This is a genomic window from Methylomagnum ishizawai (genome assembly GCF_019670005.1).
In the GTDB taxonomy this organism is placed as follows: Bacteria; Pseudomonadota; Gammaproteobacteria; order Methylococcales; family Methylococcaceae; genus Methylomagnum; species Methylomagnum ishizawai.
The window spans coordinates 194,363-219,410 of record NZ_AP019784.1 but is presented as its reverse complement, the minus strand read 5'-3'; the positions used below and the strand labels follow the sequence as shown (position 1 = coordinate 219,410).

Annotated in this window: 21 protein-coding genes and 2 pseudogenes; 13 read left to right on the top strand and 10 right to left on the bottom strand. The window is 62.4% G+C overall.

Annotated features, from left to right (window positions below; all coding sequences use genetic code 11):
* Window positions 1–10 precede the first annotated feature (10 nt).
* Window positions 11–559 (top strand): transposase, encoded by a 549-nt coding sequence (locus K5658_RS21630; RefSeq protein WP_246628690.1) that lies wholly within the window; start codon window positions 11–13, stop codon window positions 557–559.
* Here the strand turns inward: K5658_RS21630 and K5658_RS21625 are convergent.
* Genes K5658_RS21625 through K5658_RS21610 form a run of 4 tightly spaced genes read right to left on the bottom strand, consistent with a single transcriptional unit; the run spans window position 556 to window position 3,523 of the window.
* Window positions 556–1,428 (bottom strand): hypothetical protein, encoded by an 873-nt coding sequence (locus K5658_RS21625; protein ID WP_221067131.1) that lies wholly within the window; start codon window positions 1,426–1,428, stop codon window positions 556–558. The two genes, K5658_RS21630 and K5658_RS21625, sit on opposite strands and share 4 nt — an antisense overlap.
* Window positions 1,429–1,450: 22 nt before the next feature.
* A complete protein-coding gene (locus K5658_RS21620) occupies window positions 1,451–2,779 on the bottom strand; it encodes a transposase (RefSeq protein ID WP_221065052.1) in 1,329 nt (442 codons plus the stop codon).
* 49 nt (window positions 2,780–2,828) lie between these two features.
* Window positions 2,829–3,050, bottom strand: a complete 222-nt coding sequence (locus K5658_RS21615) for a hypothetical protein (RefSeq protein WP_221067130.1) — start codon at window positions 3,048–3,050, stop codon at window positions 2,829–2,831.
* Window positions 3,047–3,523 carry a hypothetical protein gene (locus tag K5658_RS21610; protein ID WP_221067129.1) on the bottom strand — a complete coding sequence of 159 codons (477 nt, stop codon included), beginning with the start codon at window positions 3,521–3,523 and terminating at the stop codon, window positions 3,047–3,049. The genes K5658_RS21615 and K5658_RS21610 overlap by 4 nt, the downstream gene beginning before the upstream one ends.
* Before the next feature lie 323 nt (window positions 3,524–3,846).
* Between K5658_RS21610 and K5658_RS21605 the strand changes: the two genes are divergently transcribed.
* The 8 genes and pseudogenes from K5658_RS21605 (at window position 3,847) to K5658_RS21580 (ending at window position 12,325) form a co-directional block, all read left to right on the top strand.
* Window positions 3,847–4,503, top strand: coding sequence for a tyrosine-type recombinase/integrase (locus tag K5658_RS21605; RefSeq protein ID WP_221067128.1), 657 nt, complete (start codon window positions 3,847–3,849; stop codon window positions 4,501–4,503).
* A gap of 573 nt (window positions 4,504–5,076) precedes the next feature.
* Window positions 5,077–5,625 carry a type I-G CRISPR-associated RAMP protein Csb1/Cas7g gene (cas7g, locus tag K5658_RS23735; protein WP_246628681.1) on the top strand — a complete coding sequence of 183 codons (549 nt, stop codon included), beginning with the start codon at window positions 5,077–5,079 and terminating at the stop codon, window positions 5,623–5,625.
* Complete coding sequence (locus K5658_RS23730) at window positions 5,591–6,301, top strand: hypothetical protein (protein WP_246628680.1); 711 nt, start codon at window positions 5,591–5,593, stop codon at window positions 6,299–6,301. The genes cas7g and K5658_RS23730 overlap by 35 nt, the downstream gene beginning before the upstream one ends.
* The gene (gene csb2, locus K5658_RS21595) at window positions 6,301–7,839 is read left to right on the top strand and encodes a type I-G CRISPR-associated protein Csb2 (protein WP_221067127.1); all 1,539 of its coding nucleotides are present in this window, start codon (window positions 6,301–6,303) and stop codon (window positions 7,837–7,839) included. The genes K5658_RS23730 and csb2 overlap by 1 nt, the downstream gene beginning before the upstream one ends.
* A 110-nt stretch (window positions 7,840–7,949) precedes the next feature.
* On the top strand, window positions 7,950–8,873 hold the full coding sequence (locus K5658_RS21590) for a hypothetical protein (RefSeq protein ID WP_221067126.1): 924 nt from the start codon (window positions 7,950–7,952) through the stop codon (window positions 8,871–8,873).
* A 63-nt stretch (window positions 8,874–8,936) separates the two neighbouring features.
* Window positions 8,937–9,056: pseudogene (locus K5658_RS24245) on the top strand (hypothetical protein); the annotation flags it as partial.
* A gap of 1,177 nt (window positions 9,057–10,233) precedes the next feature.
* Window positions 10,234–11,046 (top strand): CRISPR-associated endonuclease Cas3'', encoded by an 813-nt coding sequence (locus K5658_RS24035; RefSeq protein ID WP_221067125.1) that lies wholly within the window; start codon window positions 10,234–10,236, stop codon window positions 11,044–11,046.
* Window positions 11,033–12,325, top strand: a complete 1,293-nt coding sequence (locus K5658_RS21580; protein WP_221067124.1) for a type I-G CRISPR-associated protein, Cas3-extension family — start codon at window positions 11,033–11,035, stop codon at window positions 12,323–12,325. The genes K5658_RS24035 and K5658_RS21580 overlap by 14 nt, the downstream gene beginning before the upstream one ends.
* A gap of 150 nt (window positions 12,326–12,475) precedes the next feature.
* On the opposite strand, the gene K5658_RS21575 is transcribed toward K5658_RS21580, so the two are convergent.
* Window positions 12,476–12,982 (bottom strand): hypothetical protein, encoded by a 507-nt coding sequence (locus K5658_RS21575; protein ID WP_221067123.1) that lies wholly within the window; start codon window positions 12,980–12,982, stop codon window positions 12,476–12,478.
* A 1,321-nt stretch (window positions 12,983–14,303) separates the two neighbouring features.
* Here K5658_RS21575 and K5658_RS21570 point away from each other — a divergent pair.
* Together K5658_RS21570 and K5658_RS21565 are read left to right on the top strand one after the other, a co-directional pair.
* Window positions 14,304–15,880 (top strand): annotated as a pseudogene (locus K5658_RS21570) (IS3 family transposase).
* A gap of 27 nt (window positions 15,881–15,907) precedes the next feature.
* On the top strand, window positions 15,908–16,627 hold the full coding sequence (locus K5658_RS21565) for a transposase (RefSeq protein WP_221067122.1): 720 nt from the start codon (window positions 15,908–15,910) through the stop codon (window positions 16,625–16,627).
* 159 nt (window positions 16,628–16,786) lie between these two features.
* On the opposite strand, the gene K5658_RS21560 is transcribed toward K5658_RS21565, so the two are convergent.
* A complete protein-coding gene (locus K5658_RS21560) occupies window positions 16,787–17,920 on the bottom strand; it encodes a sulfotransferase (RefSeq protein ID WP_221067121.1) in 1,134 nt (377 codons plus the stop codon).
* Between the two features lie 315 nt (window positions 17,921–18,235).
* Here K5658_RS21560 and K5658_RS21555 point away from each other — a divergent pair, with 315 nt between their 5' ends.
* Window positions 18,236–19,573 carry a transposase gene (locus tag K5658_RS21555; RefSeq protein ID WP_221063430.1) on the top strand — a complete coding sequence of 446 codons (1,338 nt, stop codon included), beginning with the start codon at window positions 18,236–18,238 and terminating at the stop codon, window positions 19,571–19,573.
* Window positions 19,574–19,767: 194 nt separating this feature from the next.
* Window positions 19,768–20,964 carry a transposase gene (locus K5658_RS23715; protein ID WP_221063161.1) on the top strand — a complete coding sequence of 399 codons (1,197 nt, stop codon included), beginning with the start codon at window positions 19,768–19,770 and terminating at the stop codon, window positions 20,962–20,964.
* Between the two features lie 29 nt (window positions 20,965–20,993).
* Here K5658_RS23715 and K5658_RS21545 read toward each other — a convergent pair whose 3' ends face one another.
* From K5658_RS21545 to K5658_RS21530, 4 genes are all read right to left on the bottom strand, one after another.
* A complete protein-coding gene (locus K5658_RS21545; protein WP_221067120.1) occupies window positions 20,994–21,809 on the bottom strand; it encodes a phytanoyl-CoA dioxygenase family protein in 816 nt (271 codons plus the stop codon).
* Window positions 21,810–21,947: 138 nt separating this feature from the next.
* A complete protein-coding gene (locus tag K5658_RS21540; RefSeq protein ID WP_221067119.1) occupies window positions 21,948–22,823 on the bottom strand; it encodes an SAM-dependent methyltransferase in 876 nt (291 codons plus the stop codon).
* Window positions 22,824–22,982: 159 nt separating this feature from the next.
* Window positions 22,983–24,227 carry an ABC transporter ATP-binding protein gene (locus tag K5658_RS21535; RefSeq protein WP_221067118.1) on the bottom strand — a complete coding sequence of 415 codons (1,245 nt, stop codon included), beginning with the start codon at window positions 24,225–24,227 and terminating at the stop codon, window positions 22,983–22,985.
* Window positions 24,224–25,018 (bottom strand): ABC transporter permease, encoded by a 795-nt coding sequence (locus K5658_RS21530; RefSeq protein ID WP_221067117.1) that lies wholly within the window; start codon window positions 25,016–25,018, stop codon window positions 24,224–24,226. Before K5658_RS21530 ends, K5658_RS21535 begins: the two co-directional genes overlap by 4 nt.
* Window positions 25,019–25,048: the final 30 nt, after the last annotated feature.

The following is a 25,048-nucleotide window of genomic DNA, read 5'->3' as shown; positions in this document are numbered from 1 at the left end:
CGAGTTCGCGCTGCTGTCCACGACCTGCACCCACTACGCCTGGGCGGAGAAGAACACCGCCCCGGCGCCGCCGAGCAACGAGAAGCGGCGGGAGAAGCTGAACGGTTTCCTGGCCCTGGACCTGGGCAGCGGCCAGACCACCGTGGACTTCCAACCCCAGGCCAAAACCCGGAACGCCGTCCACGTCATCGCCCTGATCGTCCTGCGCTACGCCAGCCTGGGCTTCCGCCAGATCCTGTGCATCCTCGACAACTGCTCCATCCACAACGACTCCATGAAGGCCGCTCTGGCCGAGTTGCTGGCGGAAATCCCCCTGGCCCAGGGCATCGCCGTGCACTTCCTCCACACCCCGGCCTACTCCCCCAAGTTCAACCCGGCCGAATACCTCATCCGCCTCGTCAGGAAGAACTCCCTCTACCACCTGCCCCATGCCATGACGGTCCAGCAGCGGGCCGAGCGCGTCCATCGGCACTTGGCCCAGGCCACTCCCCAAACACCCCAGCAGGTCAAGAACATTCTCAGCCATATCTACCGCCTGCCAAAAAGTGGGTGGTCTTAGGGCGGGAAGGGAGTAATTTGCTTGATTGTATAAAAGGCTCGAAGTAACACTTCCATGATTGCCATGGGAACACTGCTGACTACGAACTGCCGAAAGTCATAGCCATTCACATACATCCATTCAATTTGCTTTCCGAAATTGGAGTCTCCGACAGGGATGCCCTCGAACATTCGTAAAATACCCATGAATGGCGCTGGCAATCCCATGCCTCTATTTCCATTTGCAGATGGAGCATTTACATCGGATAGTAAGTGTCCAAGCATTCGACCAAGCAACTGGAAAACGTTGCCGTCTATAGGGCCTTTAGTGCTGGGGAAACTGAGAATTTCGCCGTTTGTTACTACTGTGCAGGTGCCATTCATCATATCCCATACCCCAAAGAGAAACCCAAGTATTGGGTCATGGGCTAGAGATCGTAGGCGGTGATTGACTGGATTTAGAACTTTAGCAGGTGCCCCTATAATATCCGTCATTACTGAAGAATCCGGTGCCCCAATTGGATTTCCTTTACTTAACACATTACTGATGTCTGGCGGTAAAACCTTGTTGAAGGCTTTTTGAACCCACTCGTTGAAAGTTCCATCAACCTCTTGATTCCACTTTATAGTCGGCTTCGGGGGTGCTTTTACACACAACAAGTCAAGCATGGCGGCAAAGAGTCCGCACGATCCAGCAATCGCGTAGTCCCACTTGTCTAGTCCATATCGCGTGTTGAAATCATATATTCGCCGGTCCAGCTTGTCGTCAACATCTTTCCAGTCGTTTACCGTCAATATCTCACTCAGAGCCATTGGCTCTTGATACCGTGACTTAGCTTCCTGATAAATATCCGTCAGATTGCCTTTGGCTAGTGAGCGTTCATAAGACATAGCCCCAGCCCTTTCAAAGTGACTACTTCTTCTTCCTAAGTAATTGATATGTCGAGACATGTGGCTGTTTCGGGTCGTAGGGCGGTTTGTCGATGGGCTTTTTCGGGCCGCGCGGATGCTTTGTGAGGGTACGCAACGGGATGTTCCGGGCGGTTTCGCGCAGCCACGCGGCGAATTCCGCCGGGGTTTGTTCGGAGACGAACAGCCAGTCGCCGACCCCGCTGAGTTGGATGAGCGCGAGGAAAGTGGCGGCGATCTCGTGGGAGAGATAATACCCGGAGATATCCTTGGACACGGGTTTTCCATGGGCGCAGTCCAGCGCCGAGATCATGACCGAGAAGAGGTTATAGGCGACCAGGGCCAGGGCGAATCCGAACAGGGCGGCCTTGGGATAGGCCAGGGTTTCGATCTCGGACTTGAAATGTTTTTCGACGTGTTGGAACGCGGTTTCCAGGGTCCAGCGCCTGCGGTAGAGGTCGGCGACGGTGGCGGCGGGTATGTCCGCCGGGAGGTCGGTCAGGATATCGACGAAGGCATCGCCGTCGCGGGTGGGTTGTTCGAGTTCGACGCGGACGAGGCGATAGGGCCGCCCGGCCACGCCGACCCGCTTTTCCAAAAGCCGCCCGCCGCCCTGTTCCCCGGCCTGGGAAAACAGGGTTTCCTCGGTCAGCGGCAGGTTCAGGTGCAAGCGCATCAAGGCGTGGGCGTTCCGGCCCTGGAGCCGGTCGAGGAATCCCACGGTGCAGAAGTTGCGGTCGGCGATCCACAGTTCGCCGGCCTTGGGGATACCGGCCACGGCGTCGAGCAGGCGGCGCTCCTGGGCATGTCCGTCCTCGCAAGGGAACACGTCCCGCATCAGGCGGCGCTCCGGGTCGAACACCACCAGCGACTTGCCCGGCAACGCGGCACCGCCGACCTCGCGGTGGACGGCGAGGCGTTTCTCGCTCGCCGCCAGACAGTTGCCGTCGAGGAGGCGGACCGGATAACCCGGCAACCAGGGTTCGGGGGTGAAACCCAGGGCATCGAGAATATCCGACAGGTCTTCCGAGGTATCGCGCAGCAGGGCTTGGGACACGGATAATTCAACGCCCTTGAGTTTCTCGTAGAGCGCGGATACCGTTACCCCCAGGGGTTCCGGGTGTTTCTGGTAGGCCGCGTTGATCGAGGGATGGACCTTGAGGACCACGCTCAGCATGAGGTCGCACACCGTCGAAAATAGGATTTCCCGCGTGTATTGCTCCTTCGCGTTCTCCAGGAAAATCCTGTCCAGCCTCTCCGCCGCAAAGCAGCGTTCCAGTAGGCCGTGCAGCAGGCAGGACAGGGGCATTTTCTGGCGGAATAGCTCTAGCATTGATCTCGACTATTGGTGTTGGTATGTTGAGCGCCGATAATACTATCGGTTATTTCAGTTTGAAAGGGCTGGACATAGCCCGTAGGTAATCATCCTTCTTTGCCGAAAATTCAGGGAACTGTGAAACTTCGATTGCTCCTAAAGCAGCAAGCTGCTCCTTTATCGAATCAAGATCACTGCCGATTGACGAATGTGAGCTAGCAATTTCAGTAGTTCGATCTTGGAGCAGTTTTATGGCTTTTATTTCATTTTGATATGCGTCTTTTTTCATGCAGGTTTCTTCTTTGTAAGAAGATCAATTGCCGCTTTGATGCCTGCTATTTCTTCCTTGAAATATTCAGCATTTTGCAATAAACGCTCTTGGATTTCGTAGAGTTTTCTTATTGCGGTACCCAAAGCGGCAGCTAATTTGGCGTTTTTCATTTTTTTAGCAACTGCATATGCACCTACGCCGAGAAGAGCTATTGGGGCAGCAAGGACACCTATACCAGCTACCATACCTCCACCAACAAGTGAGCCAGCAGCAGCTAATCCTGATGTAATACCGGCGGCAGATAGCCCGGTTACTCCCAATCCATATAAGGCAGCAAGTGACCCAGCGGCACCTGCACCTGAAGCAAGTACTGTTGCCATGCCTTCGGTGATACCAGGATAATCATTTTCAAGCTCATCAAGAACTGCTTTAACTTCGCGAGTTGCTTGATTCTTCATTTGCTCAATTTCGTCGTGGTCAATTTCTTGCATAAATATTCTCCATTGATCGTCAGTTTGTTTGCCAAGCTCACATGTGACGGCTTCCATGTAAGCCTAACGTTTGGGATGAGCGGCCCTGCCCGCTCGATTCCCCACGTTGGACGGTATTCGTATCCGTCCAACTAGGAATATACGGATCCGTCTAACATTCCATCGGCGTGTTATACTAATGGTGCGCCTCAGTTCCACGCTCATTGTGCGCCTCGATAAAGGAACAGTCCATATAGATTGACAATAAAAAACAGGTTGCTAGCCTCGCTATTCGTTTAACACCCTGAATGAGCGTGTTATCCGAATAGGAAGAGGGGACTGCCATGCTGTCGCGGGAAGAGGTGGATACGGTGATCGGCAACCTAGCCTATCCTTATGGTTTGATTGTGAAATTGCTCTATGGCTGCGGGCTGCGCTTGTCCGAGTGCCTGAAGCTCAGGGTGAAGGACTTGAACTTCGCGATGGGCGTGTTGACGGTGCATGATGGGAAGGGGCGGGAGGATCACGCGCTGCCCTTGCCGATGGCCGTGGCGTCCGACTTGAAGGCCCAGATCGAGAAAGTGAAACAGCGGCATCGGGCGGACCTGGAATCGGGCTACGCCGGTGTTTTCCTGCCCGATGGCTTGGGGGCCAAATACCCACGCGCGGCGCAGGAACTGGCCTGGCAATGGTTGTTTCCGGCAATCATGCCGACGCGCGCGAACCTGCCCCGGGGTGGGCACGAATGCCGCCGCCATCATCTGCACGAGCGGCATGTCCAAGACGCCATCACCCAGGCGGTGCGGAAAAGCCAGCTGACCAAGCGCGCCTCCGCCCACACTTTCCGCCACAGCTTCGCCAGCCACCTGCTCCAGGCCAACTATGATATCCGGACCATCCAGGAAATGCTTGGTCACGGCGACCTCAAAACCACCATGATCTACACCCACACGGTGCGGAGTTCCACGCTCAAGGAGGCACGGAGTCCCCTGGACTTTTGATCGCGCTGCCTACCAGAACCCCGGCCAACCGCCCGAGCGATCCTCGAACATGGAAGGTGCCATGTGGGTGAGGTTCTCCGTCAGGGCCTGGAAGATATGCGGTCATTGCGGTGGAAACAACCTTCACGCCGGTAAATTTTTTTTGATTGATGGGAGCACTAGACGTAATAGTTCAGGCCGCTCACCATTTCGCGAAAAGGATCGCCTCCCGCCCGGGAAAACCCCGTCCTGATCCATTGGATCAACGGCCACATTGCAGCATGGGCGGACTCGAGGTCCCTGATCAGAGCGAACCATCTCCAGGGTACAAGACCCTGGCCTCATTGGAGTAATCGGATTAGGCAGCTTCCCGGCCACGCCGGGGCTGCCTATCCGCCCTCTCATCGCACGAAAACTGAATACCGTCCCCGCTTTTCGAATGGGAAAGCGTTCCCTGGGCCGTCCGGGCCTGCCGGGGCGTTCCGTCGTTCGGGGATGGAAGCGCATGCCATTCGGGATTGGCGGCCGGATTTTCGGAGGGGGGCTATTCCATGCGGTTTTTTCTTTCCACCGAAACCACAGGAGAAATCCATCATGGCGCCCGCATTGACCTTGGACGATGTGCAACAGGCGGTGGCCGGCCACGCCGCCGCGTTCCGTTGCGTGACCGACTACCAACCCGCCGGAGGCGAAGGCGACAAGATATTCCCGCCGACCTACGAGGGTGGCAGATACGCCACCGAAACCCGCCACGTCGATGGCCGCCAAGTCGAGTGCGTACTCGTCGACTCGGTGCAGTCGCAGGCCAACCGCATGGAACTGGCCCTGCTGCAAGCACGCCGGGCCAACCGGATCCACTTGCCGCTGATTACGGTGTGCTTCGACCAGGACGGCCTATTGAGGAAATTCAGCGTGAGCAGCCTGGAGGCGCCGCACCGCATCGCCGATGCCATCCTCCGCGACAGCCTGCTGGACGGCGTGATTTTCCGGGAATCGGCACCGGGCAAAATCCTGGACCACGCCGACGTGGGCAACGCCGCGGGCCTGTTCGGCCTGTGCCCGACCGCCCTGGTGTTCGGGCACAGGCCGAACAGGCCCGCGCGGCGGCATGGGCGCGAAATTCCAGCGGGCGCTGGTCTCTGAAATGGTGGGCTACGACGCGGTGCCGGGAAAAAGGACCTCGAGCCGGGTTGATCCTGCACAAATCCATATCGGTCCCAAAACCCTTTTCGAGCGTGCCGCAAGGACGGATGACGCGCCTCATTGGACACCGGATGAGTCAGCGGCGCGCCGAGATGATAAGGATCGCGCCGTTTTGGTGGGAAAGGAAGGGAAACCTTCGGAGGCCAATCACGACAATATTGCTCCCACGATCGCCGAGGGCGGCTACACCGTCTCCAAGGTCCGCCAGACCACCGTGCTGTCCCTCGCGGCCCTGCGGCGGCTGCGCTTTCCGCTGGGCGGCCCGGCCGATTCCGACCCCGCGGTCGACCAGGCCGCCCGCGTGGCGCTCACCGCCTTGGGGCTGGCCGCCGCGACCCTGGGCCGGGAGGAGGGCGCCGACCTGCGCTCGCGCTGCCAGTTGTTCCCGACCGAAGCCTTCGTCTGGCACCTCCTGGACGCGCCCGGCCAGGCACCGAAGGCCTACGCGCTCGACGGCGCCGGCGCCGCGGCGCTGCTGGAGGACGCCGTGGCCGAGGCGCGGGCCCTGGGCCTGCCGTGGGAGGGCGACATCGCCCTGGCACCCCACCCGGACCTGGTGCGGCTGGTGCGGAAAAGCCAGGAACAGGCCGCCCACCGGGCCACCGGGGACGCCTGATGTTCGCCCTGGGCCTTCGTTATCTCAACGGCTGGGCCATGGCCGCCGCCGACGGCGCGGGGAAGCAGCGCGCCGAGTGGCCGCCGCATCCCGACCGGGTGTTCATGGCGCTGGCGGCGGCCTGGTTCGAGACCGGCCGGGCGGAGGAGGAGCGCGCCGTCCTGCTTTGGCTGGAACGCTTGCCGCCGCCCGCCATCAGGGCGGCCGAAGCCACCTTCCGGAGCGGGACGGGCGGTGGCGGGCCCGTGGTCGGTTATGTCCCGGTGAACGACACCGAGCTGGGCCGGAAAACCCCCGACACCCACGATCCCGGCAGGCTCAAGGAGGCCGGGCTGGGCCTCCTGCCCGAATACCGTTCCCGCCAGCCCCGCGCCTTTCCCGTCGCCATCCCCGCCGATCCCGACGTTTACCTGAGTTGGGACGGCGGGGTCCCCGAGCCGCACCGGGCCCCGCTGGTGTCGCTGTGCCGCAAGGTGATCTCGGTCGGGCATTCCGCCTCCCTTGTCCAGATGTGGCTGGAGGATTCCCCGCCCGCCGCCGACTGGGTGCCGGTGGAGGGCCTGGGCGCCCACCGGTTGCGGGTGTCCGGCACCGGCCGGCTGGACGACCTGGAACGGCGCTGCAACCGCGACCAGGTTATCGCTTGGGGCGGGCTGGTGGCCCGCCTCGCCGAGGCTTCCAAGTCCAAGGAGAAAAAGATGCTGAAAGAGCAATTGAGCGACCGGTTCCCGAACGGCCGTCCGGTCAGCCTCCGTCCCGTTCCCGGCATGTGGCAGGCCTATGGCCGGCCCGAGCAGCCGGCGGACGAGCGGGTGCCCGGGCAGAGCCTGTTCGACCCGCACCTGCTGGTGCTGGCCCTGGACGGGCAACGCCCGTCCCTGCACGCCACCCTCAAACTCACGGAAGCCCTGCGGGGCGCGACGCTGGCCGCCTGCCGTGCACCGGGGGCGGCCATCCCGGAATGGCTGTCGGGCCACGCCGCCGACGGCCGAGCCACCGCCCTGCCGCACGTCGCCCTGCTGCCGCCGCCCTTCGTGGACCACGACCATGCCGACGGCCGCGTCATGGGGCTGGCTCTGGCCTTGCCGCGCGGCCTCGACCCCGCCGAGGCCGCCGCCATCCTCGAGCCTTGGCTCCGGGACGGGCATGGCCTGCCCGCGTCCCTGTCCCTGTTCGACGGCCGCTGGCTGGAGTGCCGCGCGGAACTGGAGACCCGCGCCCGGCCCCCCCAAAAGAGCCTGTGGGCCGAGGCCTGGACCCGGCCCTCGCGGCGCTGGGCCAGCGTGACCCCGGTGGTACTGGACCGCCACTGCGGCGGCAAGGACCGGTGGGAAAAGGCCGCCGAAGTGGTCAAGGACGCCTGCGAGCGGATCGGACTGCCGCGCCCGCTCGACGTGCTGCTGCACCCGGACTCGCTCATACGGGGGGTACCGCGCGCCGGCGAGTTCCCGCCCCTCGCCCGCAAATCCGACGGCGGCCCATGCACCACGCCCATGCCGTGCTCCTGTTCGAGCGGGAGGTGCGCGGCCCGGTGCTGATCGGCGCCGGGCGGTTCCGGGGCTACGGGCTGTGCCGGCCGCTATCGCAGGGAGGGGGGCGCCATGACTGAACTGGACCCCGACCGCTTCGACGAATTCTTCGAGGCCCTGTGGGGCCGGCCGCCGTTCGCCTGGCAAAGGGCATTGGCGCGGCGGATTGGCCGGACGCCATCGCCCTGCCCACCGCCTCGGGGAAGACGGCCTGCCTCGATATCGCCGTGTTCGCCCTGGCCGCCGCCGCGCTGAACACGCCCGCAACCGAACCGCTGGCGGCGCCCCGGCGGATATTCTTCGTGGTGGACCGGCGCGTCATCGTGGACGAGGCGTTCAAGCGCGCCCGCCATATCGCCAGGGCATTGCGCGGGGCGCCGGACGGCGTGCTGGGGACGGTGGCCGGCGCCCTGCGTGGACTGGCCGGCGGCGAGGCCTGGGAGCCCCTGGCCTGCTTCCAGCTGCGCGGCGGCATGTACCGCTCCGACGCCTGGGCGCGGTCCCCGGCGCAGCCGGCCATCATCGCCTCGACCGTGGACCAACTCGGTTCGCGCCTGTTGTTCCGCGCCTACGGCCGTTCCCACAAGGCCTGGCCGATCCAGGCGGGGCTCGCGGGCAACGACGCCCTGATCCTGCTCGACGAGGCCCATTGCGCCCGGCCGTTCCTGGACACCCTGGAGGCGGTGCGGGCCTATCGCGGCTGGGCCGAAACCCCGCTCGTGGCGCCGTTCCGGGCGGTGGCGATGAGCGCCACGCCGCCGCCCGGCCTGGACGACGTCTTCCGCGACGATTCCGACGAGGGGCGCACGCCCGGCCATCCGCTGGGGGACCGCCGGTTGGCCGCCAAGCCCACCCTGCTGGAGGTCGCCGCCAAGGCCAAGGGCGCGCATGCCTTGGACGGATTGGCCGCCGCCCTGGCCGGGCAGGCCGGGAAGCTGCCGGCCGGCCGTTGGCCTGCGTGGTCTTCGCCAACCGGGTGGCGACGGCCCGCGCAGCGTTCCGGCGGCTGGCGGAAACCCATGGGGACGACGTGGTGCTGCTGACCGGGCGGATGCGGCCGTTGGACAAGGACGACATCCTGGCCGGCCGACTCCGCCGGGCGCCGGCTGGAAAAACCGCTGTTCGTGGTGGCGACCCAGACCCTGGAAGTGGGGGCCGATCTGGATTTCGACCTGCTGGTGACGGAATGCGCCAGCCTCGACGCCCTGCGCCAGCGCTTCGGCCGGCTGAACCGCATGGGCCGGGAGATCGCGGGCCGCGACGGCGAAGGCCGACCGGCGGGGGCACGCGCCGCCGTACTGGTGCGGGCCGACCAAGCGGACGACAGCGATGACGATCCGGTCTATGGCAGGGCGCTGGCGAACACCTGGCGCTGGCTGAAGGAGCGGGCCGGCGAGGCGGGGGAAATCGACCTCGGCATTACGGCCCTGGAGGCAATGCTATCGCAGACCGCCGCTGCGGCCGAAGCCGGGGTCGAGGCGGAGGCCGGAGCCGAACCCCATGCCCCTGCCGAGGCCGCGGCCGCTTCACTGGCGGCATTGGCCGCGCTCAACCCGCCGCCCAGGTCCGCGCCGGTGATGCTGCCCGCCCACGTGGACGGCTGGGCGCAGACCGCACCGGAACCGGTGCCCACGCCGGAACCCGCGGTATTCCTGCACGGTGCCGGCCCCGCGTCCGCCGACGTGCTGGCCTGCTGGCGCGCCGACCTCGGGTTGGGCACCGTCACCGGCGGCGGCCCGGAACCCACCGAGGCCGACAAGTCCCTGGAGGTCCTGACGCTCTGCCCACCGGCCACGGCGGAATGCCTGGCCGTGCCGATCCGGCGGATGCGGGCATGGCTCGCGGGCGTCGCGGCCGACGACGACAGCGGCGACGTGGAGGGCCTGGACGCGGATTCCGGCGGCTTCAAGCCCCGGGGGCGGCGGCGGGTGGTGCGCTGGCGCGGGCGCGAGGACATGGCGGTGGTCGAGTGCCGGGCGGTCCAAGGCGGCGCGGAGTGGGGCGAAGTCACCCCCGGCGAGGGCTGGGGCCCGCTGTCCGCTTGGGAGGCCCTGCGGCCCGGCGATGTCGTCGTCATCCCGGCCGACACGGAGGGCTGGCGGGAGCTCGGGGACTTGGCGCCGCGCGGGGGCGGCGCGCCGGTGATGGATTTCGGCGACCGCGCCCACGCCGCCAGCCGGGGCAAGGCCCTGCTGCGGCTGCATCCGAAAGTCATGGCCGAATGGCCCGCGACCGCCGCCACGGCGAGGATCGTGGGCGCTGGCGGGCGGGGCCGGGAAAGGGCTGGAGGAGGACCCCGGGGCGTTCCTGGGGGAACTGCGCGATGCGCTGGCCGCACTGGGCGGGGACGCGGCGCTGCCGGGCTGGCTGAGGCAGGTCGCCGGCAGCCTCGCCACCGAGCCCATGCCCGCGTTCAGGCGCGGCGTCGGGCTGCATCCGCGCGGGGGCTTGCTGGTGGTGGGCACCCGGTCCCTGCCACGGGCCCCGGATGGCGGGGAGGCCGACCGCTTTTCCGACGAGGACGACGCCTCGTCCTCGTCGGGCACCCGGCCGGTGTCCCTGGCCGAGCATTCGCGGGGCGTGGCCGACTTCGCCCGGGTTTTCGCCGGGGCCTGCCGCCTGCCGCCGGCCATCGCCGGGGCCGTGGCCCGCGCCGGCTTGCTGCACGACCTGGGCAAGGCCGACCCGCGTTTCCAGTCCTTGCTGCGGAGCGGCCGGCCGGCGCCGCGCGGCGAATGGCTCGCCAAGTCCGGCGAACTGCCCCAGGGCCGCGCCGAGCATGAGCGCGCCCGGGAAGCCGCCGGCTATCCGAAGGGCGCCCGCCACGAACTGCTGTCGGTGAGGTTGGCGGAGGGCGCGCCGGGATCGCTGCCGGAGGACGGGGGCCTGCGCGACCTGGTGTTGCACCTGGTCGCCAGCCACCACGGCCACTGCCGACCGTTCGCCCCGGTGGCGGAGGATGGCCGTCCGGTCGAGGTGTCCTTGCGGCTCGACGGGCCGGGCGAACTGGCGGGGCTGGAGTTGCGGGCGTCGAGCGGGCACGGGCTGGAGCGCCTGGATTCGGGCGTGGCGGAGCGTTTCTGGCGGCTCAACCGGCGGTTCGGCTGGTGGGGGCTGGCGTGGCTGGAAGCCATCATGCGGCTGGCGGATCACCGGCGGAGCGAGTCGGAGGCGGGGGACGGGACCCCCGGGGAGGGCCACCATGGACAACGGTAACGGCCTCGAATTGATCGGCATCGACGGCGGCAATCCACTGGGGTTCCTAGCGGCGGTCGGCACGCTCCTGCTGGCGCGGGGGTTCGAGCCCGGGGCGCGCCTGCTCTGGCGCCCCCTCGCCGGGGCGTGGCGGCCGGTGCTGGCCGGCTGCGCGGGCGCGCCGCAAGGCTTCCCGGAACAACTGGCGCAAGCCCTGGCCTCGGCCTCGACCGGGCACTTCGAAATCGACAAGCGCTTGCCGTTCGGCGCGGAGAAGCTCCGCTCGGCCTTGGCGGACGCGCGCGGGCGGGCGGCCCCCGGCCGGCGGCGCACCGTCGATTTCCTGGCCGCGCTGGGCAGCGAGACGGTGCATGACAAAGGCGTCTTCGGGGACACGCCCTTGCGCATGGTCCGCAGCGGGGACGCCGCCGGCCAGGGATTGCCGCATTACGCGCTGGAGATCCGCAAGGCCACGGGGCCGGCCGAGTTGCGGCGGGCCTTGTTCGAGCCCTGGGATTATCGGGACGACGGTTTCGGCCTGAGGTGGGATCCGCTGGAGGACCAGCGTTATGCCTTGCGCTGGAAGAATCCGGGCAAGTCTTCCCCGGCCGATGGACCCGGCACCATGTCGGGGGCCAATGCCCTGGCGCTGGAGGCCTTGCCGCTACTGCCCTGCGTGGGGCGGGCCGGGCGCTTGCAGGCCACCGGCTTCCACAGGGACCGCCAGCGGCGGCTGTTTTTCACCTGGCCCATCGGGAAAGGACCGTCGATCCCGACGTGCTGCGTTCCCTGTTGGCGCTGGCGGAGTTGCGGGAGGACCGGCCGCCGCGCGACATACTGGCGAGGCGGGGCATCGTCGAGGTTTACCGCAGCCAGAGGATTGCCCAGAATCAGTACTACAGCAATTTCGCGCCCGCATTTCCCGCGTGACCGGGATATGGGTTGGGCTTGTGGTGTCGGAGCGCGGGTTCCTCAAAAAATGGGGATGAAGTATTCTTCGAGGCCGGGCACCGCTGCGCTGGCCTCGCGAAGGAATGCGCGAACCCCCAGCGGCGGCGGAATCCCGGTAGGCTCGCGCATTTGCAAGCGATTGTATACATTAGGTATATGCATTTTCGGTATAGGCTCCACCGTTTCTGCTCGGCCGTTCGTCGAGGGTCCGCGCATTCCGGGGGATTTTCCCTTTCGAGCCATCGCGTTGCCATGGCGCGGTTTTCCGAGGCAGCAAGGCCTCGGCCTCATTGAAGCAATCCAGAGGCCGCTTGGAACAGGGCCTCGCCGACGTTTTCCGAGGCAGTAAGGCCTCGGCCTCATTGAAGCCGACGCTTCCGCAGACCGGAAGGCTGGTTCATCGGACCGAGCCGCCGACCGCGGCCCGGTCAGCTATGTCCGCAATCGGATGTCCGGCCCCACCGGACCCCGGACCCGCCGCGTGACGGTCGGGCGCAAGCTACGTTTGCTCCGGATCCGCCTCGGACCCACCTCCGCCACGGTGGCGGACCCGCTTCTTGGGCGGAACGGACGGGGATTCCTTCCGGCTGGCGCGCTCCTGAATGCCGCTTCTGTGCAACGCCGCCCGGAGCGGCTGCCACGCGGCCCAGATCGCCCGCCCCACCTCGCGCGATATCTTTTCGCTCTCATACGCCTTCGCCGCCAACAACATGATCCGGGCGACGTCGGTTTTCGCCCGGATCTGCTCTTCCAGCTGCGTCCTCGCCGCGCGCCGGTCCAGCCATTCGCGGACCTTGTCGCGCTCTTCGGGCTCCAGCTTTTCCTCGATCTCCGGCGGCACGGATTCAGATGCCGCGGGGAACTTGCCGTGCCATTTCCGGTTGGACCGCCCTGTGCCGACCTTATAAGCCCGGGTGCCGTCTTGCAATTCGACTACTTCCACCTGCTCGTACTTCGTGCGCACGAGTTCGATCCACTTGCCGCGTTCAGTGATCTGCATGGCCATGGTACGCCCTCCAGCGGTCGTCTAATGGTCGTCTTCCTGGAAATTCGAGGCGTTTTTCCGTTCGGGGGTTCCGCGCCGCGCGGCGGATTGGGAAACGTCGGGGGTGCCGTCGTCAGGATGTGTTCCCTTTTCTGAGGGGACGTACCCGCCACCGGCCATGGAATGGGAAAGGCGATACGGCGACGGCGGCGCACTGCCGGAGCCGTTTTCAGACAGTCGGGCGAAATGGCGGGGACGATAGCAGTACTTTTTTTGGATGGTCTCGCAAGACTACAAAAATATTGCGTGGGCGTCGTGGATTTATCGTTTGAAGTCCGTCGTGACCAATTGGATTGCGTATCGGGTATTTCTATTGCGGACGAGAATTAATCCGGTGCCGTATTCCGTGCTTATTTGCGGGCCGTATTGCGGGGATACAATCATTTTTTTGGCGCTGTCTGAATTGGACGCCGGATTATTTGTGGTTGGCCTTAATAAGGGTTATCCCTGGTATATTCTGGCCCCCGGATTTCCAGGATGGGCGGGCGCTGGCGGCCAGGACCGGACGCCACCTGGGGAATCTTCGTCGGCCATATGGGTCGAACCCAAAAACCTTATCGATTTTCGGATATCCGTCGCCGGTTCTCGGGTATGAAATGCGTATTATTCCAGGCGTCGTATTCGCCCTGGAATAATACGCGCACGGCCCGCCGGGCGCGCACCCATGGGAGCGGCTCTTTTTGGCGAATCCGAAACCGCCCTGGAAAATCGATCATGTTTAAGTTCGACATCCCATCCATAATGGGAGTGGCCCATGATTATTTAATGAACCACCCCATCAATCCGGTCTCCCAAAAAACCTATTTGGATTATCTGAAAACCTTTTTGTCGCTCACCCGGGACGGCGCCACCGTCCCCGTGGTCATGGACCGGCTCCGCGACACGACCAAGGCCTCCACGTTTTTCAAGCGTAAATACGCGCTCAGGTACGTCTTGGCCTCCCACATCGGGCGGCTGGTCCGGTCCGTCGCGGACGGTACCGACCCGGAGATGGGGGACTTGGGAAACTTGCCACAGCTGCTCGCCCTGGGGGCGGCGAGGAAAAAACACCACGCCAGCAAGCGGCAGGGGTTGTCGACACTGCCCCGAGCCTGGCGCGAGGACCTCCTGTCGGCGATGCGGGAGGCCGGGTCAAAATGGTTCATCCCGGCCCTCACCACCGCGCTGTGCGGTTGCCGTCCGGCGGAGCTCGCGCGCGGGGTCGAGATAACCTCCCCCGGCGTCAGAATAGTTGTCGCCTCTAATTTTCCGAATGAAAGAGGAAAGAAGAGGACAATTGCCCATGATTACGACGTATTCCGCAGAGTTCAAAGAGCAAGCGCTTCGGAAGGTGTTTGCGCGTGGCCGCCGGTCGATAAAAGAGGTGGCCGAGGAACTGAACATGAACCACTTGACCTTGAAGGGCTGGATGAAAAAGAAATTACCCGAGGCGGTACGCGGCGCGGTGAAGCGGGAGAGGCGTCCCGGGGACTGGCGCCCGGAGGAACGGTTGGCGGCGTTGCAGGAGAGCCATGGCTTGGAAGGGGAAGCCCTGAACGCCTGGTGCCGGGAGCGCGGCCTGTTCGCCCACCAGCTGGACGGTTGGAAGCGGGACTTTTGCCGGGATCCAGGGGGCACGGGAGAGGCATCGACGAACGCCCGGGAACTGCGGGTCCTCAAGGAGCGCAACCAGAGCCTCGAACGGGAATTGGCGCGTAAGGACAAGGCGCTGGCGGAGGCGGCGGCGTTGCTGGTCCTTCAAAAAAAGTACCGGGCGCTCTTGGGGGGAGGGGAAGAATGACCCCGCCGCAAGAGCGCGAAACCGTGACCGCCCTGATCGACGAGGCCACCGCCGCCGGCGCGCGCCTGGAGCGGGCCTGCGGGGTGCTGGGGTTGTCCGCCCGCACCGTCCAGCGCTGGCGATCCGGGGACGGCGTCCAGGCCGACCGGCGGCCCGCGCGGGTGTACGTTCCACCCCACAAGCTGAGCGAGGCCGAGCGGGCCAAGGTGCTGGCGGTGGCCAACTCCCCCGAGTTCGGCCATTTGCCGCCGTGCCAGATCGTGCCCCGGCTGGCGGACCGGGGGGAATACCTGGCCTCGGAATCGACCTTCCACCGCATCCTCAAGGCCGAAAACCAGTTGGCGCACCGCCGGGCCGAACGGCCGGGACAGCCGCGCGGCAAGCCCAGGGCCCTGTGCGCCACGGCTCCCAATCAAGTCTACTGCTGGGACATCACCTATTTGCCCGCCGCGATCCGGGGCCAGTTCTTCTACCTCTATCTGTTCCTCGACCTGTTCAGCCGCAAGGTCGTGGGCTGGCAGGTCTACGGCGAGGAAAGCAGCGCCCTGGCCGGCGAACTCCTGCGCGACGTATGTCGGCGCGAGGGCGTGGCCCCGGGCCAGGTCGTCCTACATTCGGACAACGGCGGGCCCATGAAAGGCTCGACCATGCTCGCGACCTTGCAATCCCTCGGCGTCGCGGCGTCCTTCAGCCGGCCCGCCGTCAGCAACGACAACCCCTATGCCGAGGCGGTGTTCAAGACCCTGAAATACCGGCCCGACCATCCGGTCCGGCCGTTCGACGACCTGGCGGCGGCGCGCCGTTGGGCCGAAGGCCTGGTCCGGTGGTACAACCACGAGCACCGCCACGGCGCGATCCGCTTCGTCACCCCCGCCGAGCGGCATGCCGGCCAGGACGCCGACCTCCTGAAGCGGCGCCGAGCCGTCTATGAGGCCGCCCGCGCACGGCATCCGCAACGATGGACCGGTGGCCTCCGCAATTGGCGGCCGATCCCGGCCGTACACCTGAACCCGGAACGATCAGCCGCGCCAGCCAAGACCCAATCCGAGGTTCACGCCACGCCTCCAAAAGCGGCCTGAACCCACAACGGCGAGGCGACAACTACATTGAAATCTTCCGCGCCCGGCGGCGTCATCCTGTTCGACCGGGGCTACCCCGGCCACGACCTCATCGACCACCTAACCCGGAACTATCGCGGCTACTGGCTGATGCGCTGCCCGGCTTCCGGCACCTTCGCCGCCGTGGAGGCCTTCGCCCAATCCGGCCGGACCGAGGAACTCCTCACCCTGACGCCGCCCCGGTCCGATCCCGTCGCCGTCCGCGCCATCCGCCTGGTCGGCCCGGACGGCGAACTTTCCGTGCTCATCACCAACCTCGTGGATGGAAACCGCTTCCCCGCCCACGCCGTCACCGGCCTCTACTTCCGCCGCTGGGAACTGGAGGTCCATTACCGTGACGAAAAATCTTCGCTGGACATCGAGACTTTCCATACCCGCACCGAGAACGGCGTCCGCCAGGAACTCTTCGCCATCCTGACCATGGCCGTCATCTCCCGGATATTGATGTCCCTCGCGCCGCACCCGGACCCCGCCATCGACGCCCAGCCACAGTTCAAGAACACCATGATCACACTGCCCGGGGAGGCCTTCGTCCTGTCGCCACGATACCCCGAACTGGCGCTGCTCGTCTTCGGCGAACTCCTCGACGAGATCGCGCGGGTACGCTATTACCGCCCTAGAACCGCCAAGCCCCCGCAGCCACGGGTCTGTAAAAAGCCCGTCAGCAAATGGCAGGTCGATAAGTCCAAACGCATCGCCAGCGGTTAATTCAACAGCATTGCCGTTCCGGGCCGGGCCTTGGCTTCACCGTTTGGATAGGGTGGTAATCGTTTTAACAAGGCTTTATCTTAACTTTTGCCCAAGATAATCCCCATTATCTTTCTAGCATAAACCGCCGCCCGGAATCCGTCGGGCGGTGGTGAAGATTCACCAGGGGTAGTCCAGGTCGTGTGGCAGGGGCTGGTCCGGTACCGGCTCGCCAAGGAAACCGCACAGCTTTTCCCAGCCATCCCCTTCGTCCCAGCAAAGGGTGAGCAGCTTTCCCGGCTGGTCGGCGAAGAAACGTTGTACCGCTTCCTGGTGTTCGCGGTACAACCCCAGTGTGGAGGCCGTCCGCAGCCTCGCCCGCTCCGCCAGTGTGTCGATACCCGCCCCCACTCCCGGCGTCTCGGGGTAGGTGGACCAAAGGGCGGAGTCGGCCGCGTTGCGTTCGTCCCACAATTCGGGTGTGGCCGCCCGCGTCAGGATGAAGCGGGCATCCGGGAAATGGGTGGCCAGGTCGCGGTATACCAGCGCCCAGGGCAGGCCCACCAGCGCCTCGTAGGGGGCGAGTTCGGCCAGGGTTTCCGCCACCCGGCCAACGGCCATATCCACAAGGTACTCCACATCGAAGCGCAGTTGGGAATAGCCGAGGACGGCGAGGCAGCGGCTCACCGTGTTGACGCCGGAGCCGGTCAAGCCGATGCAGAACACCTTGGGCCTTTGGCGTGGCGGAATCCTGGCGGTGTTCTCGTGCGGCACCGGGTTCCGCACCGTCCGGAAACCGAGGAAGCCACAGAGCTCCCGCCAGCCGTCGCCTTCCTCCCAGCAAACAGTCAATAGCCGACCCGGCTTGTCCCGGAAAAAGTCCTCCACCAACCGCCGGTGTTTGCGGTAGGCGTCGATCCGGTCCGTGGCGCCGAGCAGGCGCACCAGGTCCCCGCCGAGCCAGCGGGCGACATTCTCCTTCGTCGGCGGCTCGTAGCCGTAGTTGAGCGGACTCGCGTAGTGTCGGCGCAGGCTATTCAGCCAATCCCGTTCATTGCTCCGCAGGGTCTGGACGAAGCGGGCATCTGGGTAACGCGCCAAGTAGGCTTCCCACAACAGGCACCAAGGCATGTCGCGGACGAATTCGTAGCGCCCGGTCCGGGCCAAGGCGTCGGCCACCCGGCCTTCGGCCACCTCCAGCACCGCCGCCCCGTCGTATTCCAGCCGGTTGTAGTGCAGGCGCTGCATCATGAGGGCCAGCGTGGTGGTGCCGGTCTTCGGCAGGCCGAGGCCGAGCACGCGGAGGGGCTGCATCGGCCAGCCCGGGGGACGCGGCGACGTATAGGGGCGGACGATGGTGGGGTCCATCGGCGCGAGCGGTGCCGCGGAGCGACCGCCGAGGATCAGGTCCAGCAGCGGTCGCAGGCGAGGAATAGGAAGCTGCATAGGCGCAGGAACCGGAAAATCAAGGGGGGACAGGGAATCCACCGGACACCACCGCCAAGTAAGGCTGGAGCGGGGAATGGCGGGGTGTCGGCCAGGCGATGGGTTAGAGTGCCAGCCCTTTCAAACTGAAATAACCGATAGTATTATCGGCGCTCAACATACCAACACCAATAGTCGAGATCAATGCTAGAGCTATTCCGCCAGAAAATGCCCCTGTCCTGCCTGCTGCACGGCCTACTGGAACGCTGCTTTGCGGCGGAGAGGCTGGACAGGATTTTCCTGGAGAACGCGAAGGAGCAATACACGCGGGAAATCCTATTTTCGACGGTGTGCGACCTCATGCTGAGCGTGGTCCTCAAGGTCCATCCCTCGATCAACGCGGCCTACCAGAAACACCCGGAACCCCTGGGGGTAACGGTATCCGCGCTCTACGAGAAACTCAAGGGCGTTGAATTATCCGTGTCCCAAGCCCTGCTGCGCGATACCTCGGAAGACCTGTCGGATATTCTCGATGCCCTGGGTTTCACCCCCGAACCCTGGTTGCCGGGTTATCCGGTCCGCCTCCTCGACGGCAACTGTCTGGCGGCGAGCGAGAAACGCCTCGCCGTCCACCGCGAGGTCGGCGGTGCCGCGTTGCCGGGCAAGTCGCTGGTGGTGTTCGACCCGGAGCGCCGCCTGATGCGGGACGTGTTCCCTTGCGAGGACGGACATGCCCAGGAGCGCCGCCTGCTCGACGCCGTGGCCGGTATCCCCAAGGCCGGCGAACTGTGGATCGCCGACCGCAACTTCTGCACCGTGGGATTCCTCGACCGGCTCCAGGGCCGGAACGCCCACGCCTTGATGCGCTTGCACCTGAACCTGCCGCTGACCGAGGAAACCCTGTTTTCCCAGGCCGGGGAACAGGGCGGCGGGCGGCTTTTGGAAAAGCGGGTCGGCGTGGCCGGGCGGCCCTATCGCCTCGTCCGCGTCGAACTCGAACAACCCACCCGCGACGGCGATGCCTTCGTCGATATCCTGACCGACCTCCCGGCGGACATACCCGCCGCCACCGTCGCCGACCTCTACCGCAGGCGCTGGACCCTGGAAACCGCGTTCCAACACGTCGAAAAACATTTCAAGTCCGAGATCGAAACCCTGGCCTATCCCAAGGCCGCCCTGTTCGGATTCGCCCTGGCCCTGGTCGCCTATAACCTCTTCTCGGTCATGATCTCGGCGCTGGACTGCGCCCATGGAAAACCCGTGTCCAAGGATATCTCCGGGTATTATCTCTCCCACGAGATCGCCGCCACTTTCCTCGCGCTCATCCAACTCAGCGGGGTCGGCGACTGGCTGTTCGTCTCCGAACAAACCCCGGCGGAATTCGCCGCGTGGCTGCGCGAAACCGCCCGGAACATCCCGTTGCGTACCCTCAAAAAGCATCCGCGCGGCCCGAAAAAGCCCATCGACAAACCGCCCTACGACCCGAAACAGCCACATGTCTCGACATATCAATTACTTAGGAAGAAGAAGCAGTCACTTTGAAAGGGCTGGGTTAGAGTGCTTGATGAATCTTTATTGAATCCCACGCTACTTGCGGCTTGTGAAATCAGCTTCAACCCATTAGGCCCACCATCTAATCCCTTACAAGTGTAGGTTTTTGAAAAAACCGGAGGCGAGACAAAGGGTTAAGGTACATTGGTGAGTAACGACAAACACCCTGTACCGGAGGAACCGCCATGCCTCGCCCTCCAGAACTGTACCAATGGAACCGGGAGATCGCCATCCACTTTCCCGGCCTTTCGAAGCCGATGGCGATGGGCTTGGCCCTGTGGAGCCTGGGCATGGTCGTGGTCGGCGCTTGCAGCCTTTCGGCGCTGACCGACTGGTGGTCGTGTCGGCTGGGGCAGAAGGGCGACGCGGTGCGGGAGCGCCTGCGCGACGTCTACCGTGGGAAGGAGGCCAAGGCCGGGAAGGAGCGCCGCGAACTCGACGTGGAGGCGTGCCGGGCCCCCTGGCTGGGCTGGGTTTTGGAGGGCTGGGATGGAAACCAGTTGGCGGTCGCCTTGGACGCGACGAGCCTGGGGCAGCGGTTCGTGGTCCTGGCGGTCAGCGTACTTTACCGGGGCTGCGCGGTGCCGGTGGCCTGGAAGGTGCTGAGGGCGGAACGGAAGCATCCGTGGAAGCCCGAATGGCTGGCCTTGCTGAGGCATTTTAAGGACGTCGCGCCCGCGTCGTGGACCGTCCTGGTGCTGGCGGACCGGGGGCTGTACGCCAAGTGGCTGTTCGAGGGGATCCAAGCGCTGGGCTGGCACCCGATGCTGCGGGTGAACTCGGGCGGCACCTTCCGCCCCCGGGGATGGCGGCACTGGCGGCCGTTCACCCGCCTGGTGCCGAAGGTGGGCGACCGCTGGCAAGGCCGGGGGACGGCGTTCGGCGGCAAGCGGACCCGCCTGGACTGCACCCTGTTGGCCTATTGGGGGGAAGGCCACAAGGACCCCTGGCTCGTCCTGACGGACCTGCCGCCGGAAGCCGCCAACGCCTGCTGGTACGGATTGCGCGGTTGGATCGAGCAAAGCTTCAAGAAAATCAAGGGCGGCGGCTGGCAATGGCAGAACACCCGCATGGACGATCCCGAGCGGGCGGAGCGCCTCTGGTTGGCGATCGCCATCGCCACCTGGTGGCTGCTCTCGGTGGGCGGGGAGGCCGAGGCCGGAATGGCCGCCGCCACCTTCCCGGCCATTCCGGGCTCTCCCCGCCAACAGGCCCACCGCTGGCGGCTGGTGGGGATTTTCCGCCATGGCCGTTCCCTGATCCTGGCCGCCCTCTTCGAGCGCCGCGCCTTGCCGGTGGGGAAGGCCCGCCCAGAACCCTGGCCATCGGTGCCAATCCCAACCCCAGGGGCAACCGTGGCGATCCTCACGGGGGCGGTATGAATAAACCTACACCTGTAAGCCATCTAATCCTAGGTGGCGGCGATCTCAATGCCAAGTATATTTGACAATGATTCACGATAATCTATTGTTGGAATATCACGTACTTCAAGCACCTTATATGAGCGGGTGAAAATGGGGTTTTGCTCAATAAAGAAATCTTCATCCACCTCGCACATTTCCACCTTTCCCGAATCGGTATCATGGAACAACACAGGCTTAGCCTCCGCCGGGATTATTGTTATGCTGATGGCGAGCCGAACCTCATCCCTGGTATTGGCGGGAGAACCATGGAAAAGCGCGTTGTCAAAAATAACGGCTTCTCCGGGTTGAGTGGGCAGGGGCAGGGCTGCAGATTCGTAAACCTGTGCGTAAGGTAGGTAGGGTCTGCTGCTGCAAGGCGCGGTGCGCGGCGGACCCGGCAGATCGTGTGTGCCCGGTACGACCATGAGATTGCCGTTGGCGGCATCGGTGGGTACCAGCGGGCACCAAATATTGATAGAGGTATGTCCTGCGGTTTCATCCACCACGCTCCAATCCTGGTGGAAGTAGAGGTCGCTCTGGGGCGAATTTCGCTTGACAAAATAGCTGTAAACCAAGGGCTTGTAATTTATGAGTATGCGTTCAATCACCGGCAGGATATAAGGCAGTACGATTGCGCGTATATTCGCTTTTACTTCTGGACTGCAACCAGAGGTATAGAAGAAACCGTCGGGTGTTTCGATGCCGAGGCTATAATAAGCTTCCCGCAATTCCGAGACTTGCTCGGGGCTGAAAATCGGACATTTGATATATCCGTAGCGGGAGAAATGTGCCTGAAGTTCTGGGTTCTTGAAAAGGGTACGCATTGGGTTTTCTCCTGATATTTATGTGGTGTTAATTAATTGGATTTTTCAGATTATTTTTGCGATCATCTTTCCAGCCTAAGTCACCACCCGCAATCCGCCGGGCGCAGATAATAGCCCGTATCAGTGTCAGGTTGGCGTTCACCGTGCGAACGGTTCGCGCATCGCCAGAAATTCCATGGTTTTGATCACTCGAACCGGATCCATTTTGGGAAGCCAGAATTGATTGGATTTGCGCATGAAATTTTCCCAAATGGCCGGCGAGTATGTGTAGGTGGGATGCCGCATGCAGACGAGATCGAAACCCAACTCGCTGATCACATCGACGATGCTGGGCAGGTCCGGCATGACTAGGCAGTAAAGGCGGTTGAGTTCTTCCAGATCCGGTTGCTGTTGAGCCCGCATTTCCGGCCAGGCGCGGTAATCGACGCAGTAATAGTCTTTGATGTAGAGAAAACCGTAGGGTTTCAGGACAGTTCTCGCTTCGGTCAGCACGGGTCGATAGTCCTCGGCATGGCACAGCGTTTCCAGAAATAGCACGCGGTCAAACGTATCTGGCGGATAGTATTCGGAAAGGCGGTGAAAATCACCTTGCCGCACTGTGATTCGGTCTTGGAGCCCCTTTTCCTGGATGCGTTTTGTCGCTTCCGCGACCTGGACTTCTGAAATGGTGATGGCGTCGATACGGACATCGAAATGTTCAGCGAACCAAATAGCGGGACCGCAAACGCCACATCCGGCATCGAGAATACGTTGACCGTTTTCAATGCGTGCGGAGGACATGATGTAATTCAAAAGCTCTTCCGTGGAATCGGGGCGAGCTCCTTGGAATACCTCTCCGAAGCCTTGTAGGTAGCGTTCCGTCCATTCGTTATAGTAGTGAGCTACATCTGCGGCGGAGTGGTGTTTGATAGGGGTTCGCGCATTGCGAACTTGTTCACCTGACATTGGCGATGAGCCGGGGGGCTTTACGTCGGGAATGCCAAAGACTTTCTTGAGGCGTTCAGGCAGTTTCATAGTTTACAATTACCCCTTGTGTGATTTCAAATGTGTTGTTGACCGTCAAGCTAAAGGGCCAAAAAAGTCAAAACAAAGGCCGTTTGCTTTAATCCGTGCTATGTTAATTTGTTTTAAAATGCTATTTACCTAATTTATATGGCGCTTTTATTGGCGGTTTTATTTGGATAATTCAATCCATCGATGATTCAAGCGGACCAAGCCGATCTCTCTGCTATTGTTTTGGCTTACATTTAATTTGATCGCAAGTTTTTTATCATATACATGAATCGTGTTTTCATCTAATAAAAATACATCTACCATATACTCACCAGATAACAGTGATATATTATCTAATACAAAAGCTATTCCGTATTTATTATCTCCTATCGGCATGATTTTGACATCATCTGTCAAGGTGCTCACTCCATAGCACTTAACCTGGTCATTCCTGACAATCGTAATCGCGATATGGACCCCAGCCTCATAAGTCTCGGGTAAAATATGGGCTGTCACGCTAATGGTAAGGGATTTTCCGGTTAAGATAACACCCCCATGAATGTCACCTTCAGTATTGACATCCAACAAGTAGTTGCCGCTTGCGTGGCTTTGTTCCGAAGGAACGGTGGAAGCAATAAATCTAACCTGTTCAGGCTCGGCGTCTTCAGGTCCGGCTTCTTCGGACTTAGAATCGGAAGCATCCAAGTTTCTCATGTAATTTTGATAAGCTTCGGCAACTTCCGAAGCTTCCCCTATTGCTTCAATGCGTCCATTCTTCAACCACAAGGCCCGGTCGCAAACCTTTCTTATTTGATACATGTCATGCGAACAGAAAACCATAGTCGTCCCATTACGGTGCAAAGACAACATTCGATCCAAGGATTTTTTCTGGAAATGCTGATCGCCTACCGATAGTGCTTCGTCGACCACCAGAATATCTGGGGTAACGGAAATAGCTAAGGAAAATGCCAGCCGCGCATACATGCCGGTTGAATAGGTTTTTACCGGCCGGTCGATGAAATTCTGCAACTCCGAAAACTCTATGATTTCGGCGATCCGGGTCGGTATCTCCGCCGATGGAATACCCATTCTCGCGCACCCGAGCTTGATATTGTCCCGCCCGGACAGGTCAGGGTGAAAACCCGAGCCCAGTTCCAATATCGCCGAAACCCGACCGTTCCGTTGCACCGTGCCGCAGCTGGGGGCCAGGATGCCGACCAATATTTGCAATAACGTCGTTTTGCCCGATCCGTTACTGCCAATAATTCCCAACGCCGACCCTATAGGAATGCTAAGGCATATGTCTTGCAACGCCCAAAACTTTTCGTGGTAAATGCGCCGGAAAAAAACTTCCTTGAGGCTATCGATGGGCTTGGCGTAGATTTGATACGCTTTTCCGAGATTTTTGGTTTCCAAAGCAATCATATAAAGTTCTTGGCTCGGTCTATGGTTTTGCGGAAAAACCAGAACCCGATGAGCGACAGGCCAAAGGCGAAAAGGCCGGCCACGGGCAACTCCGGCCACGGGGCGTGGGCCTGCAAGATAATGGCGCGATAGGCCGCGACAAAATGGAACATCGGGTTCAATTTGAAGAACAATAATAAATCCGGCGGAATGGAATCGACCGGATAGAAAATAGGGGTCAGAAACAGCCAGCCGGTAATCATCAATCCTAAAGCCTCGCCGAGATCGGTCAGGAATACCGTCAGGACGCTTAGCAGCCATGCGAGACCCACGGTCATTATCACCTGGAGTAAAACCACCAAAGGCAACAGTAGTAACCATCCCGACAAAGGGGCGCCGGAAGCCACGGCAAATCCCAACAGAAGACCCATCCCGATAAATTCAGTGACGGTCGCACTGACCACGCCGACCACCGGCAATACTTCCGCTGGGAAAATGACTTTCTTCAATAAACCGCGATTGTCGATCAGGGAGCGGCTACCCCGCTGGATTCCTTCGGCCGAAGCCATGAACGGAAAATAACCGCTGAGTAGGAACAGGACGAAATCCCCGTGACCATCGTTGGGTCCCACTTTCACCTTCAGGATGATCGAGAACACCAAGGTATACAGTGATATGAATATCAGGGGCTTTATTATTACCCAGCCAATATCGAACACCGTAGAGGAATAGCGAACCTTGAAATCTCGCTGCACCAGGGAAAGTAGCGGATACCAATAGGCATTGAAATTGATTGCGATGCGTTGTTTCATATTAAAAAGCATTGCCGGGATACACTAATA